14 protein-coding genes are annotated in these 16,297 nt (G+C 37.8%); 5 read left to right on the forward strand and 9 right to left on the reverse strand.

The features are described from left to right. Positions 1-71: 71 nt before the first annotated feature. The gene (locus tag QWT87_RS00265; RefSeq protein ID WP_302712533.1) at positions 72-1,454 is read right to left on the reverse strand and encodes an MFS transporter; all 1,383 of its coding nucleotides are present in this window, start codon (positions 1,452-1,454) and stop codon (positions 72-74) included. 143 nt (positions 1,455-1,597) lie between these two features. Between QWT87_RS00265 and QWT87_RS00270 the strand changes: the two genes are divergently transcribed. Further along, entirely contained in the window at positions 1,598-2,068 is a 471-nt protein-coding gene (locus QWT87_RS00270; protein WP_087708094.1) for an Lrp/AsnC family transcriptional regulator, read from the forward strand. Positions 2,069-2,082: 14 nt separating this feature from the next. On the opposite strand, the gene QWT87_RS00275 is transcribed toward QWT87_RS00270, so the two are convergent. Further along, on the reverse strand, positions 2,083-2,484 hold the full coding sequence (locus QWT87_RS00275; protein ID WP_185205275.1) for a Fur family transcriptional regulator: 402 nt from the start codon (positions 2,482-2,484) through the stop codon (positions 2,083-2,085). Between the two features lie 71 nt (positions 2,485-2,555). On the opposite strand from QWT87_RS00275, the gene QWT87_RS00280 reads away from it, so the two are divergent. The 4 genes from QWT87_RS00280 (at position 2,556) to QWT87_RS00295 (ending at position 6,585) form a co-directional block, all read left to right on the forward strand. Beyond that, the gene (locus tag QWT87_RS00280; RefSeq protein WP_087708092.1) at positions 2,556-2,894 is read left to right on the forward strand and encodes a MerC domain-containing protein; all 339 of its coding nucleotides are present in this window, start codon (positions 2,556-2,558) and stop codon (positions 2,892-2,894) included. Between the two features lie 17 nt (positions 2,895-2,911). Continuing rightward, a complete protein-coding gene (locus QWT87_RS00285; protein ID WP_302712538.1) occupies positions 2,912-4,114 on the forward strand; it encodes a GTP-binding protein in 1,203 nt (400 codons plus the stop codon). Positions 4,115-4,116: 2 nt separating this feature from the next. Further along, complete coding sequence (locus tag QWT87_RS00290) at positions 4,117-5,028, forward strand: NAD(P)/FAD-dependent oxidoreductase (RefSeq protein ID WP_302712540.1); 912 nt, start codon at positions 4,117-4,119, stop codon at positions 5,026-5,028. Positions 5,029-5,169: 141 nt separating this feature from the next. Continuing rightward, positions 5,170-6,585 (forward strand): alkaline phosphatase, encoded by a 1,416-nt coding sequence (locus QWT87_RS00295; RefSeq protein ID WP_302712542.1) that lies wholly within the window; start codon positions 5,170-5,172, stop codon positions 6,583-6,585. 103 nt (positions 6,586-6,688) lie between these two features. Here QWT87_RS00295 and QWT87_RS00300 read toward each other — a convergent pair whose 3' ends face one another. The 7 genes from QWT87_RS00300 to QWT87_RS00330 all read right to left on the reverse strand — a co-directional run bounded on the left by QWT87_RS00300 (position 6,689) and on the right by QWT87_RS00330 (position 16,296). Then, complete coding sequence (locus QWT87_RS00300) at positions 6,689-7,852, reverse strand: cytochrome-c peroxidase (protein WP_302712544.1); 1,164 nt, start codon at positions 7,850-7,852, stop codon at positions 6,689-6,691. Positions 7,853-8,401: 549 nt separating this feature from the next. Beyond that, on the reverse strand, positions 8,402-9,814 hold the full coding sequence (locus tag QWT87_RS00305; RefSeq protein ID WP_302712546.1) for a RagB/SusD family nutrient uptake outer membrane protein: 1,413 nt from the start codon (positions 9,812-9,814) through the stop codon (positions 8,402-8,404). A gap of 11 nt (positions 9,815-9,825) precedes the next feature. Next, a complete protein-coding gene (locus tag QWT87_RS00310) occupies positions 9,826-12,609 on the reverse strand; it encodes a SusC/RagA family TonB-linked outer membrane protein (protein ID WP_302712548.1) in 2,784 nt (927 codons plus the stop codon). Positions 12,610-12,924: 315 nt separating this feature from the next. Beyond that, the gene (locus tag QWT87_RS00315) at positions 12,925-13,620 is read right to left on the reverse strand and encodes a VIT1/CCC1 transporter family protein (RefSeq protein WP_302712550.1); all 696 of its coding nucleotides are present in this window, start codon (positions 13,618-13,620) and stop codon (positions 12,925-12,927) included. Between the two features lie 69 nt (positions 13,621-13,689). Beyond that, positions 13,690-14,880 (reverse strand): DUF3570 domain-containing protein, encoded by a 1,191-nt coding sequence (locus tag QWT87_RS00320; RefSeq protein ID WP_302712552.1) that lies wholly within the window; start codon positions 14,878-14,880, stop codon positions 13,690-13,692. A 35-nt stretch (positions 14,881-14,915) separates the two neighbouring features. Continuing rightward, the gene (locus QWT87_RS21335) at positions 14,916-15,272 is read right to left on the reverse strand and encodes a DUF4266 domain-containing protein (RefSeq protein ID WP_456237182.1); all 357 of its coding nucleotides are present in this window, start codon (positions 15,270-15,272) and stop codon (positions 14,916-14,918) included. A gap of 97 nt (positions 15,273-15,369) precedes the next feature. Next, a complete protein-coding gene (locus tag QWT87_RS00330; RefSeq protein WP_302712554.1) occupies positions 15,370-16,296 on the reverse strand; it encodes an FAD:protein FMN transferase in 927 nt (308 codons plus the stop codon). Between the last annotated feature and the right edge of the window lies 1 nt (position 16,297).

Here is a 16,297-nt window from a genome sequence, read left to right on the forward strand (position 1 = left end):
TCTAAACTAATTTTCCGTTACTTAAAAAGTGTAAACATTCAGTTATATAATTTAGTTTAAAGTAGGTCAGTTTACGAAACAGCGATTTCAGATTCTGAGATTTTTATATTTTTAAAGATAAAATAGCACAGCATTGTCAGTGCAAAAACGGCATAGCCGATCAGAATAATCAGACTTAAATTTCCAACAGCAAGTTCAGAAGGAAAAACCTGACTCATCAACGTCATAAAAGACAACCCGATTCCTGCGCCTAAAAAATAGCTTGTCGAACTGAGACTCGAAGCCACTCCGTAAGAGGAAGGATTTACATCCTGAATTCCCAAGACAGACAAAGCGGTAAAACAAAACGTCATTCCTATTCCGGAAATGCATGCTGCACCGAACAAGACCAATGACAAAGGATGCCCGAAATAAATGGAAACCAATAACGCCAAAGCTCCGCTTAACATGAAAATCCAGCCCAAAATTCCCATCTGCGAAGAATTTAATCTTTTGGCAACATGAGGAAGGATAAATTTAGCTACCAAAGCCGACATAATGCTGAAAGGAACCAACATCAGTCCCGCCGAAGCCGCACTGTGATTCATATCTTTCTGCAACATCAACGATATTAAAAACAAAAATCCGATGAAAAATGCTCCTAAAGCCACAAAAGCCAGATTAGAAACTACCAGTGATGAATGTCTTAATAATTTTAAATCAATCAAAGGCTGAGCAACAGATTTTAAACGGAAAACGACAGAAGTCAGTAAAATAACCGCCAAAATTAACGAACCTGCAACCAATAAAGTCTGTTCTTTGATGTGAACCAGTTCATGCGTTCCATATGTCAAGCTCAGTAAACCTAAAACCAATAAAATTCCCGACAGAAGATCTGTTTTTTGGGACACCCCTTTCTCATCTTTCGGAAGATACTGATACGCAAAAATCAACGTGATGAAAAGAATCGGAACATTGATTAAGAAAACCCAATGCCAACTCAGATACGTACTGATGATTCCCCCCAAAGAAAGTCCGCTTCCGGAACCAATCGCAGCAAAAGAACTGAAAATCCCAATCGCACGGTTTCTCTCCTGATCTTCTTTAAAAGTATTCGTCACAATCGACATTGCCGAAGGCATAATGAAAGCCGCTCCCAATCCCTGTAAAGCACGAAAAATAGCTAAAGTACCGAAACTTTCAGACAAACCCGCTCCCAGAGAAGTCAGCATAAAAAGGAATAATCCCAAAAGAAAAATTTTCTTTCTTCCGAGCTGATCGGAGAGTTTTCCCCCGATAATCAGAAATCCGCCAAAAAATAATACATATAAAGTCTGAAGCCATTGTACGGTTTCTGCACCAATCCCGAATTGTTGTTGAATAGAAGGAATTGTCAGATTGATAATGGCAATATCCAAAGCCTCCACAAATGTTCCTACCGATGCTAAAATCAAAATCAAATTCTTTCTCTCCATATAGTTCAATTATGCTGCAAAATTAAATTTAATAGAACGTATATAAAAATTTAAACTAAAATTAAGAACATATTTAATGTAATTCAATTTAAAAAAGAACAAATAGTCTTATATTTGAAATTAATTCTTCAAAAACAGAACAGATGGCAACAGAAAATTATACACCCGACGAAAAAGACCTTTCCATTCTCAGAATTTTACAGAAAGATGCGAAATTAAGCGTCCGAGATATTGCGGCAAGAATTAACCTGAGTCCCACTCCCACTCACGAAAGAATCAAACGAATGGAAAAACTGGGAATCATTAAAGAATATACTACTGTTGTTGACCGTAAAAAAGTGAACAAGGGAATGATGGTTATCTGCATGATCGCGCTGAATGTTCATAACAAAAAAACCGCAGGAAAATTCATTGAGGAAGTAGGAAAACTGAAAGAAGTGATTGAGTTCTACAACATCAGCGGAGATTTTGATTTTATGCTGAAAATTCTCGCTCCGAATATGGATGAATTTCATGAATTTTTCGTGAACAAGCTTTCTGAAATTGAAGGAATCGGACAGACAAAAAGTATTTTTGTGATGAACAGTATTAAGGAAAGTTCTCAGATTTTGTAATTGAAATTAAAAAACTACAATCCTTTCTCCATCTCTTTTTTGCTGCAATCCTCACAAATTCCGCTTACCAGAAAGTTATACTGATTGATGATAAAATTCTCCGGAAGCCGAATTTCAGGAACGACATTCTCTATGCAGGTAACCGATTTGCATTTCTCGCAGTTAAAATGCAGATGATTGTGATGATGTATCTCGGAACAGCCTCTGCATTTCGCAAAATTTACCACACCATCTACGTTTACAATTCTGTGAACACTGCCCTCTTCTTCCAGTCTTTCCAACACTCTGTAAATCGTAACGCGATTGCACAAATCGCCCAGTTTCAATTGAATATCTGCATGTGATAACGCATGATCAGATTCTGTTATCAGCTTCAGAATCTCGGTTTTTGCCTGTGTACTTCTTGTCTGTTTCATACAATTAATGCAACAAAGTTGCGATAATAAATTTTAATTCCTACTTTTGCAACAAAGTTACAATAAGAATAATGAAAACAAAAATCTTAGATCTTATCGGTATTTCTGCGGCGGTTCTCTGCCTGATCCACTGCATTATTTTCCCTTTGCTGATGGTTGTTCCGCTGGGTATTTCCCATAATCCCTATATCGATTTGGCATTTCTGCTCGCCGGAATTATCGTGGTTTCAAAAATAACCAGAAATATCCGCTCAACAGCTCTGAAATTGCTTTTCTGGGCTTCTGTTGCACTCATCGCAATTTCAATCAGTCTGGATTTTATTTTCCATATTCATTCCGAACTGATTTATGCAGGTGCAACCGGACTTATTACTGCACACCTCATCAATTTCAAAAATCATAAACATTAAAAAATCATTCAGATATCATGCAAAAAAGAATTCCTGTAACGGTTTTAAGCGGCTTTTTGGGTGCCGGAAAAACCACACTTCTTAATCACGTTCTTCACAATAAAGAAAACCTGAAGGTTGCAGTGATTGTAAATGACATGAGCGAAGTAAACATTGACGCACAGTTGATAAAAAACGAAAACACAATATCCAGAACCGAAGAAAAACTTGTGGAAATGAGCAACGGATGCATTTGCTGCACTCTTCGTGACGACCTTCTTATTGAAGTAGAACGTCTCGCAAAAGAAAACCGTTTCGATTATCTGCTGATTGAAGGAACCGGAATTGCGGAACCTGTTCCGATTGCCCAGACTTTCTCTTATGTGGACGAAGAAAGCGGTATCGATCTTTCCCGATTCAGCTATATTGATACAATGGTAACGGTTGTAGACTGTCTTCATTTCTTCAAAGATTTTGGTTCCAGCGAATTATTGACTGACAGGAATCTTACTGATATTGAGGGCGATAACAGAACCATTGTAAACCTTCTTATAGATCAGGTAGAATTTGCCAACATCATTGTTCTTAACAAAACAGATCTCGTAACGGAAGAAACAGTGAACTTTCTGAAAGCTGCCATTAAAAAACTAAATCCGGATGCAAAATTTATTAACTCCGAATTCGGAAAAATTAATCCTCAGGAAATTCTCAATACAGGACTTTTTGACTTCGAAACCGCTCAAAATTCTGCAGGATGGCAGAAAGAACTTCAAAATGAACATCATACACCGGAAACGGAAGAATATGGATTGAGCTCTTTTGTTTTCAGAAACAAAAAACCATTTCATCCGGAACGCTTCTGGAATTATCTTGGTAAAAAGTATCCGGAAGGTGTTATGCGTGCAAAAGGGCTCTTCTGGCTGGCTTCCAGACCGGACGATGCGCTTAATTTTTCTCAGGCAGGAGGCTCTTTCCGAATGGAGAAGGCAGGAGTATGGTGGTGCAGTATGCCGATGAGTCAGCGGGAAATGTATCAGTCTTTCTCCGAAAACAGAGATTTTATCGAAAATAAATGGGACAAAGACTGGGGAGACCGGATGAACGAAATGGTCTTCATTGGTCAGGATTTAAACAGAGAACAGATGATAAAGGATCTGGAAAGATGTCTTCTGAAAGACAATGAGAAGTATATATTTGATCAGAATATATCATTTGAAGATCCTTTTCCTAAAAATATTTAATTATGAAAAACTCATCAAACCAGCCTTTCGATGCCATCATTATTGGCGGAAGTTACTCCGGATTATCTGCAGCAATGGCTTTAGGAAGGTCTTTAAGAAAAGTTCTGATTCTGGACAGCGGAAATCCCTGCAATGCACAGACACCTTTTTCGCATAATTTCATTACACAGGACGGAAAAAAGCCTGCTGAAATTTCCAAAACAGCCCTTGAACAGGTTCTGAAATACGAAACAGTAACCTTCCTTCAGCAAAAAGCAACAGAAGCGAAAAAAACAGATTTTGGGTTTGAAATAAAAACAGAAACGGAAATATTTTCATCCAAAAAAATCATTTTTGCTACAGGAATTCGGGATCTTTTTCCGGATATAAAAGGATTTAAAGAATGTTGGGGTATCTCTGTAATTCATTGCCCTTACTGTCACGGCTACGAATTCAGGAACCAGAAAACGGCAATTATGGCAAACGGTGAAAAAGGATTTCACCTTGCAGGGCTGGTAAGAAATCTTTCGCAGGATCTGATGTTACTGACGAACGGAAAGGCTGATTTCCCGGAAGAGCAAATGTTTGATTTAAAGAAAAACAATATTTCTATTGTGGAAGAAAAAGTAACGGAAATCGTTCATCGGGAAGGGAATCTTTCTGAAATTATTTTTGCGGACGGAACTTCTCTTCCGATGAACGTACTCTATGCACCTCCGGCTTTTGAACAGCACTCGGATATTGCTGCACAACTGAACTGCGAATATACGGAGACAGGACATATTAAAACCGATTCTTTTCAGAAAACAAGTGTTGACGGTGTTTTTGCGTGTGGAGATAATTCTTCGCCCATGCGCTCGATAGCTCACTCCGTTTATACAGGAAGTGTTTCGGGAAGTATGCTGAATCTTCAGCTTGTACAGGAAAATTTTTAAAAACGAAAAGAAACATCTACTATAAATTTATCTGAACTTTATTTAAACAAAAATTTAACGATTCCTTTTTATCAAACAGGTTAACGTTAAATTCATATAAATCAGAAAAATAAGCTTTAAATTAACATCAAAATACCAGCAATGAACAGACGGAAATTCCTGAGCGGTTCTGCTCTTTTAACAGGGGCATTCTCATTGAATCCATTCGATTTATTCGGAAAAAATTCTGAAGAAAAACTCAGCTTCAAAGGAAAAAAAGCAAAGAATATTATCTTCATGATCAGCGACGGAATGAGCAACGGAACACTTTCCATGGCAAATCTCTATTCCAAAAATATTTTGGGACGGGAAAGCAACTGGATGCATCTTTATCTGGAAAACAGAGTTTCGAGAGCTTTGATGGATACTGCTTCTGCAAGTTCTATCGTTACCGATTCTGCTGCAGCAAGTTCTTCTTTCGGGGGCGGATTCCGTGTAAACAACGGTTCTCTGAATGTAGGCGTGAACGGAGAACAATATCTTCCGATCTGGCAAAAATTTAAAAAGAAAGGTAAAAAAGCGGGATGCGTAACCACTGTTACCATTACCCATGCCACTCCCGCCGGATTTTGCATCAATTCTGCCAAAAGAAGCGCGGAGCCTGAAATCGCCGAGATGTATGCGGAACTGGGTTTTGATGTAATGATGGGAGGTGGTGATGAGTTTTTCAATGCTGAAAAAAGAAAAGATAAAAAAGATGTCTATTCTTCCTATAAAAATAAAGGATTCCAAATCCTGAAAAACCGATCGGATCTTCAAAATACGGATAAGAACAAACCTATACTGGGTGTTTTTACCACTGGTGCTCTTCCCTATTCCATCGACCGAAAAAATATGCCGGAGCTGCAAAAAACTACTCCGACTCTTGCTGAAATGGCTAAAACGGCCATCGATCATCTGAAAGATCATAAGGAGGGTTTTGTTTTACAGATAGAAGGCGGAAAGGTAGACTGGTCGGCTCACGCCAATGATGTGGCTGCGCTTATTCATGATCAGATTGCGTTTGATGAAACCATAAAAACAGTCATGGATTTTGCAGAAAAAGACGGAAACACTCTGGTTATCATAACGACAGACCACGGAAATGCCAATCCGGGAACCATTTACGGAGCAGATGCCACAAAAAATTTCGACAGCATTGCCAATTATCAGTTTACAAATGAATATCTGCTGAATACTATTCGTCCCGATTTTAATCTGCAGCAGGTGAAAGACTGGATATTTACAAACAACCGTTTTTCAGTGTCCGATGAAGAAGCGAATCATCTGCTTAATTTTTACAAAGGTCTGGAAAAAGACGAGGAAGGATTGTACAATTATAAAAAACTGCCTTATAAAGCATATTCCGAGATTCAGAAAAAACACAACAGCGTAGGATGGATCAGCATGGATCACAGTGGGGATTATGTGGAACTGGCAATGTACGGGCCCGGAAGCGAATTGCTGAAACCTTTTGTAAAGAATACAGATCTGCATTATCTGATGCTGAAAGCTGCCGAAGTGGAGAATAAATTTTAGGCGGTTGAAATATTGAATATTAAAAACTTACTTACATTTTTGTACGATAAAAAGCTTGCCGGAAATCATTTATAAAAGCTCACATTTATAAATTCAGTTTAAATTATTTGGGTAAGCCGGGAGGAACCAATCTTTGGGTTCTTGTACTCAGGGTAGCTAGAAATGCTTCTATCTGACTTATTTCTTTCTCGGTTAAATGTAAAGGTTTCAGCATCGCCGATTTTTTCGAAACCAACTGTACTCCATTGTGTACAGTTGCTCTTTTTTTAGGCGGCTCCGGATTTCCTCCATTGTAAAATGTCAATACATCTCTTAAAGTACCAAAAGCTCCGTTATGCATCCAGGGACCTGTTCTGGTGATCTCCCGCAAAGTAGGCACTCTGAATTTCCCTGCATCCGAAGGATCACCGGTTACTTTATATCTTCCCAAATCTTCCTGTCTGGATCCCAGAAGACCGGTTCCGTCATTCTCAAACTGATTATTGGAAAAATATCCTGAATTATGACAGTTCATGCATTGTCCTTTTGTCCTGAAAAGATGCATTCCGGCAACCTCGTCATCTGTAAAGGCGTCTGACTGACCATCAATAAATTTATCAAATTTTGTCTGAGGGCTTATTAATGTTCTCTCAAAAGTAGCTATTGCCATTGCAATCTTTTCTTTTGTAACGGTTTTGGTACCGAATGCTCTTTCAAAAAGCGATTCATATCCTTTAATTTTTGCGATCTTATCTGTTGCAATATCAATATGCTCATTCATTTCTTTCTGATCCTGTATGGGCATCTGAGACTGCTGTTCTATGCTTTCAGCTCTTCCGTCCCAGAATAATGATTTCGCAAATGCGATGTTCATAATGGTCATAGCGTTTCTGGTTCCCAACTGTCGGTCATGGCCAAAAGACTGTGTTTTGTTATCCGTCCATCCAAGTTCCGGATCATGACAGGAAGCACAGGCAATCTGGTTGGAACCGGAAAGTCTGGGATCATAAAAAAGTGTTTTTCCGAGGAGGACTTTTTCTTTAGAATAGGGATTATTTTCAGGAAACTTAACTTCAGGAAGGTGCCCGATTTCTGAAAAATGAGGAACAGCCAATTCATTAAGTTCGGGCTTCGGCCACGAAGAAGGATCTCCGGAGGAATACAGCTTTCTGATTTTGCTGATAAACGACTGATCCTGAGAAATATCTTTATGTATTGTAGTTTTACAATTATTAAGTAAGAAAATACTTACACATACAATTAACGTCCAACTCAATGCATTCTTCATTTTTTCCTGATAATTTTAAGCAAAATTAATGATTATAAACGGTGATGTTTCCACCTTCAGTTTAATTTTGCGTAGGTAATTTTAATGATATAAATCTTTTTAGATTTTTAATTTTAATTTTAAAAGCAGTTCTTTCCTGAATAAATAACGTTTAAAGTAACATTGAAAATTGATGAATTAAAATATTTCTTCTGTTTATTTTTATTAAAAGTCTGCTTAGCTTAAACTTTTATTTAACCTCAAAAGTCACAAAAGATCTACTATTTTTTTATTTAAAGCTGATCATTATAAATGAAAAAGCTCACAATAGTTTTTAAAAATCTTTGATTTTTATTCTTTTGAGCGCTTTGATTATTCTGGAAATTCGCTTTAAAATTATCTTTTGTCCCTTTTGCGGTTAATTCTGAAATTAGTTTAAACAAGTTTTCATCATGATTCTTACAGTCGCTGTAAAGTTCATCTTTTTTTTCCTGATATAAAAAATTTCGGACAACCGTTTCAACGTCTAACAGAATATGAGAAAGGCTCTTAAAAAAAAAAAACGGTTATTTAATATCCCGGATTCTGCTGCATAGCAGAATTAACACTTATTGTTGCCTGAGGAATAGGAGCTACAAATTTATTATTGGGATAGGCAGGATTACAGTTTAAGGATATACAGCCATCATTTCTCACAATATTTTTATGATTTCTCATCAGATCAAAGAAATACTGATTCTCAAAAATAAATTCTTTTCTTTTTTCTTCGAGAATGGCATCGAGAGAGATATTGGTAAGACTTGTGAGTCCTGCCCTGTTTCTTATGGTATTGATATCATTAAGTGCCTGTGTATTATTTCCTGCATGAAATGCTGCTTCTGCCCGAATAAAATAAGCCAGCGTGAGACGATAGATTAAACTACCGGTTTTTATTTTATATTTTCTTGTAAAGTGGTAAGGAAGAGATACCGATACTCCCGAAATCTTTGTTGCAAGATTTTTGGTTTCAAAAAGAGTTTTTCTTTTATCTGAAGAAGAAAATAGGTTGTAAACATCATGAGAAGCTACATAGCTGGATTTGCTTCCGGAACTTATAAAGTTATAGAGCTGTGAAGCAGGAAAATCATTATTACTGTCATTGGCAAGTTCAAAGATAGATTCCGACACAGCCCAATTATCCGCCATTTCGTTCCCTGGAGTAAGAGTGTATGAAGAATTTGTAATCAAATCATTACTGTAATTAATGGCTTTTTGCCAGTCTCCTTTCCAAAGGGCAATTTCTGAAGCTAACAGTTTAACCGCATTTGCGGTGAGAAAGTTTTTCTTTAATCCTGCCGGAATTGCTTTTTCGGACTGAAAAAGTGATAGAGCCTGCTCAACGTCATTTTCCAACAGAACAAATGTTTCTGCTGCGGTTTTTCTGGACGGATAGTCTACTCCCACTTTCAGCGGTTTTAAGTTGTAAACGATTCCGAGGTGAGAGGCATCTGCTGTGTAGCTGTAATTCTGAGCGTAATATTTATACAACTGAAAATGCGCAAAAGCTCTCAGTCCCAATGCTTCCGCTTTTATTTCGCTTATTTCAGAAAGGGTTGCATCTGTTAAATTGTCTGCATACTGCAGAATAAGATTCACATTATTAATAAGCTGATACATATTGCTGTAGAAATAGGCTAGATCACTTTCTGTCTTCTGATCATCAAACTGATATATATTGGAAACTTGGGAATCTATTGAAATATTCCCGGATGTAGCCGGAGAAAATTTAAAATTACCGGACAACAGGTCTCCGTAAGTAATAGCCGGTTCCAGAAAATAGGTGGATCTTAGCTGATAATAGGCTCCGTTTAAAGATTCGAGCATTCCGTTTTTTGTTCCAAGCTGTTCATTGATAGAAACACTCTCAACCGGTTCATTGTAGAGAAAATCTCTGCATGACGATAAACTGATTAAAAATATAATGGTAAAAATTGTTTTTTTCATAATGCTGATAATTAAAAATTAACTTTGAATCCAAAGCTGAATGTTCTCATTTCCGGATATAAATATCTGAACTCTCTGATGCCATTTCTTCCTTCCGGCGATTTTTGTCTGTACCAGTACAGCACATTGGTACAATCCATAAATATACTTGCAGATTTTATAAAACTTTTTTTAATGACATTAACAGGAAGCTGATAATTAAGGCTGATGTTCTGAAGTTTCACAAAGGTATTATCATAAATATATTTGCTGCTGTTGGCAATAGTTGCCTTGCTTGTAGGTTTATGATTCAGGGCATTATCTCCGGGATTTTTCCAATAATCAAGTGCATTTACACTCATGTTCCTGTTGAAAAGAATACTGTATTTATCTATCAGTTCCCCCTGTACCAAGACATCTCCTCCTATTTCAAAATTAACGAGAAAAGACAGGGTGAATCTTTTATAGCTTAAAGAATTACTGAAACCGCCGATAAAATCCGGTTGAGAATTTCCAATGATTGTATAAGTAGAAGAATCCGGCGTGAACTGATTGGCATCTTTCACTTCTCCGTTTACCAAAAACATATCCTGTCCGTTTGCCGGATTTATTCCGAGCCACTGATATCCCCAGATTGCCGATGTTGACGCTCCGATTTTTTGGGCTCTGGCTAGTGATGCACTGGAAAAGCTATCTTCCAAACCCAGCATATCCGTAACTTTATTTTCAACCTTTGAAATATTGAATGAAGTATTCCATCTGAAATTTTTGTTGGAGATCCAGTTTCCGCGCATAGAAATTTCAAACCCTTTGTTATACATTGCCGCACCGTTAATTTCTGCTGAAGAATATCCTGTCTCCAGCGGAACTTCTCTTGAAACAATGATATCTGAAAGATTATTCCGGAAAACCTCAACGGTAAAATCTACCTTTTTGAAAAAACTGAAGTCCAGACCCATATTCCATTTTTCATTTTTTTCCCACGAAAGAAGCCTGTTGGGAGGCGATGAAGATTCAGGATATGCATAATCGTAATCGTAAATAAATCCGTTTTGAGAAACTGTATAAAGCCCTGAAGAGCGGTAACTTCCTATTCTCGAATTTCCTGTGATTCCCCAAGATGCACGCAGCCTCAGGAAGCTGATGATATTATTGGACTTAAGAAAATTTTCATTCGATAAAACCCATGAGGTTCCTATTGCACCATTGGTAGAGGCATTGGTATCCGGACCAAAAGTGGAGCTTTCATCCCTTCTGATACTGGCAGAAAGAAAGTATTTTTTATCATAATCATAGTTAAGCTGTCCGAAAGTACTTCTCCCCGTATTTTGGCGCGTTAGCGAACTATAGGTGTATGTCTTTCCGATCATAGGTTCCTGATAAGTGGAGTAATCGGAAAAATTGCTTCCTATATGAGCTGTTTTAGAGTCTTTATTTTTTCTAAGTTCAAAACCTGCAATACCGTCAATATGATTTTTTCCTGCGAAGTTTTTCTCATAAGAAATGTGGGCACTCCAGTTCCAGTTAAAAGCATCTGAAATATACAAACGGCTTCTCCCATAATTATTATTTGAAATTCCGCTTTGGTTAAGTCCTGATTTCCAGTCGACATTATTTTTTTTGGATATATCCACTCCGAATAAACTGCTTATTTTTAGCCCTTTTGCCAGATCGTAACTGACATTAAGACTGGAAAGCAGAGAATTATTATCAACATTCAGTATATTCTGATTGGCTGCAGCAAAAGGATTGGGAACTCCGTTATTTCCGGAAAGTGCATAATCTCCGTTTGTCTGATATATCGCTCTGTCCGGAGCCAGTATAAAATTAAAATATGTATTGGGCTGCTGCTTAAAAAAATTGTTATAGGCAGCATAAAGATTTATCTTCAGCTTTTTGTAGTTAAATCCCAAAGAAGCGTCAATTCCTTTTTTTTCCAGCGAATTGAGAATTTTAGACTCATTGTTTTTTGAATAATCCAGCCCTACCCGATAATTAAAATATTTTCCTCCTCCACTGGCCGTAAAATTGGTTCGGAAAAAATCTCCGTTTCCATTCATTACCTCGAACCAGTCTACATCTGTTCCGTTCCAGACGTAGCTGCCTGTTCCGTTGGCACTGTTATTTTTATTGTAATCGCTGAACACCTGGGCGTACTGCTGCCCGTTGAGATATTTAATTTTATTGATGCTTTGGGAAACTCCGTATTGCGTACTGAATGTATAGGAAGGCTTTCCCTTCTTTCCCTTCTTGGTCGTAATAAGAATCACCCCATTAGCAGATTCTGCTCCATACAAAGCTACTGCAGCTGCATCTTTCAGGATATTGATGCTTTCAATATTATCTGAATTAAATCTTGCCAAAGGATTGATATTCATTTCAGCAATAGATCCTCCGTTAAAATACGAAGCATCAAACGCCATATCTTCTCTGATGATAATTCCGTCAACAATAATCAGCGGCTGTGTTGATGTACCGGTTAATCCGTTCAATGAAATGATACTTCCCAAACCACGGATATTGATGTTTACGGCTTTCCCCAATTCCGTATTATTAACAATCTGAACCCCGGGCGTAAGTCCCATAATCATTTTATCAATGCTTTCAAAAGGCTGAGTTGTTACAATATCTTTTTCGGTTAAACTCACGATAGATCCCACTACCTCTTCCTTTAACTTCTTTGTTCCGTAAGAGGATGTTACAATTACTTCTGTAATCATCTGGGTTTTTACGGAATCGTTATCAGCCTTAAGATCCTGAGCTTTTAAAGACGTCAGTCCACATATCAGTATAGCGCTTGCAATTTTTCTTTTCATCTGGGAGCCAAAGTGTAAACTAAATTTATTTAGAATTAATAAAATTAATATGCAAAAATAATTATTATTCTTTGAAAAGTTTTACACTTTACAATAAAAGAGCATGAAAATTATCATGTTTCATCTTAAGTCTCTTTATTTCAGAGCAGAATTATCTTGATTGAATGTACAAAAACTATGATTTAATTTTTAAATCTGAATACGCTAAAATCAAATTACTTGATAAAAGTGATGAGGCTATATTTTTAATTTTCTGATTTTTTAAATCAAAAAAAGGGCTGGAAAAATCCAACCCTCATCTTTAGTTTTTTTCTTTTAAGCTACCGTAACCCCGAAAAGGTGTCCGATTAAAGCGGTAATTCCCATTGCAACAGTTCCCCAGAAACAAATTCTGAGAACAGCGATTCCTATTTTTGACCCTCCTGTTCTTGCTGAAATAGCGCCCAGAATCATCAGAAATATAATAGAAAAGCCATATTGAAAATACACCATTTCCTTTAAGGGAGCCACCAGTGAAACGATAAACGGCAGTAACGCTCCCAAAGCAAAAGAACCGAATGACGCCAAAGCTGCCTGTAACGGTTTAGCCTGTGTAATTTCATTAATTCCAAGTTCATCGTGCGCGTGAGCTGCTAAAGCATCATGCGCTGTAAGTTCCGTAGCTACTTTTAAAGCTGTTTCTTTGCTTACGCCTCTTTTTTCATAAATTTTAGCCAGTTCCAGAAGTTCGACTTCCGGCATTTCTTCCAGTTCGCGTTTTTCGCGCAGGAGATCTGCTTTTTCGGTATCTTCCTGCGAACTTACCGATACATATTCTCCGGCAGCCATAGACATCGCTCCGGCAATCATTCCGGCGAGCGCGGCAAGAATGATGGTATTTCTTTCGGGTGTGGCTGCTGCAACACCAATAACGATACTTGTGGTTGATAACAATCCGTCATTCGCACCCAAAACCGCTGCACGAAGCCAGCCTACTCTGTTTACATAATGTTTTTCCAACTGATGATGCATACACTTTAGTTTTTAAGTTAAAAAAATGACTTGCTAATTATGTTAACAAGTCAAAATTAAACTGATTTTTTATTTAAACCTTAAATTTAACGAAATAATATCAGATTTCATCCCGATGGATTTTGTGTAATGTCCGTATCTTATTTCCAGCATATTCAGTCTTTCTACGCCAAATAAACCGTTCTTCGGACTGATTCTGATTCCCGCTCCGTAAAAATGGCTGTCGAATTTTGACAGATCGTAATTACTGGTGTAGAAATCGTCAAAAGCGGTATGCTGCTGATAAGGCGCAAAATATTTAGCCGCAGTCTGCGAATAGTAACGATAGAAAGGACTTACCGAAACAAACGGAGAAATCTTTAAAGGCGTTTCCAGACTGAAAGTATTGGATTTCAAGCCCCAATCGTCGGTGTAATACCGGTAATACGCTCTCAAAATCACCTTGTCTCCCAGGAAATAATTGGCTCTTACTCCCAAAGGAATTTTAAATCTTTTATCCGGCAAAGCTTCCTGATGAACCGATTTATCATTAAAGTAAACCCTGTGGAAAGGCAAACTTAAATATCCGGTCTGCTGAACTCCGTCCGCCAGAAATTCAACCTGAAAATTCTGATTGATGATCTGTGAGTACGCCAAAGATAAAGCAAAGGTATTTCTTCCGCTGGTTCCGTAGTTTTCGTGTTCGCCGCCTGTACTTCCGTTGGTTCTCAATTCAATTGGAGCAATTAGTTTTACCTGATCGAGATAGGCCTGAAATTTTGCTGTGAACTCTCCCATTCTGTTCGCTGTTTTTTGCGAAAACCCGATGTTTGCACCGTAAGATGCATAATCGAATTCGAAAGAGGTAGAAATACCCGCCATTAAAGTGGTTCCTTTTTCGGTATTTTCGCGGCTCCAGCTTAATGCCGGATAAATTCTGTTGTCTGCGTGGGAAGCCGATGAATTGGCTTTCAGATCAATCATATCCGAAGATGCGGAAGTATAATGATCGATCCCGACACTTACATTGAATTTATTTTTACGGTCTTTTTTATCGTATTTTACCATCGTTACATCAATCGTGTTGGAAACATCGGTCAGTTTTTCTGAACCGATTCCGCCTGTAACGGCAGAATTGTTTCCGTCCTGTTTGTAGTAACTAGAAACTAAATTAGCTTCATCAAAAGTCAGCTTTTTGGGCTGTTCGTTATTTGTGTTTTCCTGTGCTTTTGCATTAAAAATTCCGAAAAGAGCAACAACACTTATGATTATTTTTTTCATTGTAGATCACATTAAATTTTTACCATTCTCTTTTCTTAATTGCATCCGCAACCACCGCCCACTTTTCCGGCATTGGCTCCTGAAGAACCTTCTCTGTAAGACTGAAAGCTCAGTTCGGTCTTTTCAATTGTTCGGTTTCCGAGAACCATTTCGGCATCGTTGAGTTTATTTTTTTCGTATTCTTTTACGGTGGTACAGGAATTCAAAAACGGAATTGTCAATATCGAAAGAACTGCAACTGTTCTGTAATTTAAAGCGTTGAATCTTCGCAGCCCGGCTTGAACGGAGCTCTTTTTGTGAGGAACGAGCAAAAAAGCGGGAGTGGAAGACGGTGAAAGCTGCCCAAATAAATATCCGAAAAGCTTCTGACTGTTTTTTATAAGGTCTGTCATTTGTATTGATTTGTTTTTAAAGTTGATTTAATTACCTCACTCTGAATCAGATACTGTTTGTTTATTTAACTCAATTTTGTTCTGATAACAAAGCATTTTATTTTAAATTAATGTTTTGAGATGAATAAATTCTGTCCTCATCGTCGATGATGATACACTCCAGATGATTGATCTGGTTGATCATACCGAGCGCGGCATCGATTCCCATAATACTGACGGGAGTCGCCATTGCGTCGGCTATTTCTGCGTTGGGACAAAATACGGTAACACTTTTTACGCCCGAAACCGGCATTCCTGTTTTCGGATTGATGGTATGAGAATATTTTTTACCATTGATGACCACGAATTTCTCGTAATTTCCTGAAGTTGCAACTGCCATATCGGTGATATTCATATAAGAAAAAGGCTGTTTTGCATTGTCGGGATCGGCAATTCCTACAGTCCAGGGTTTTCCGTCCGCCTGATTTCCCCAAGTCGTTAAATCGCCCGAAGCGTTCACAATTCCGGAATGTACATTTCTTTCCTGAAGAATTCTTTTCGCCATTTCTGCGGCATATCCTTTCCCGATTCCTCCAAAACCGATGCGCATTCCTTTTTCTTTAAGGAAAACGGTCTGATTGTCACCATCGAGAATAACATTCTGATAATTAACGAGTTTCAGATGATCTTTTATTTTTTCAGGATTGGGAAGCTCTTTCATTTCACGGTCGAAATTCCAGAAACTTTTATCGATTCCGCCGTAAGAAATATCGAAGTAACCGTCTGTAATTCTGCTGATTCTCAAACTCCTTTCAATGAGGTCAAAAATCTCACGGTCTACTTGTACAGGTTTTATTCCTGCATTCCTGTTAATGAGATTGGTTTGACTATCATCGCTGAAGGTTGTCAGCAGTTTTTCTATCCTTCGGATTTCGGCAATAGCTGCATCAATGTGATCTTGTGCAAGTTTTTCATCATGACTTACAACGGTAATTTCAAAAGCGTTCCCCATCAGTTTCTGAGGTCTTTTGAATTCTCTAAGCATC

The sequence above is a fragment of the Chryseobacterium urinae genome (genome assembly GCF_030518295.1).
GTDB classification, from domain to species: Bacteria; Bacteroidota; Bacteroidia; order Flavobacteriales; family Weeksellaceae; genus Chryseobacterium; species Chryseobacterium mucoviscidosis.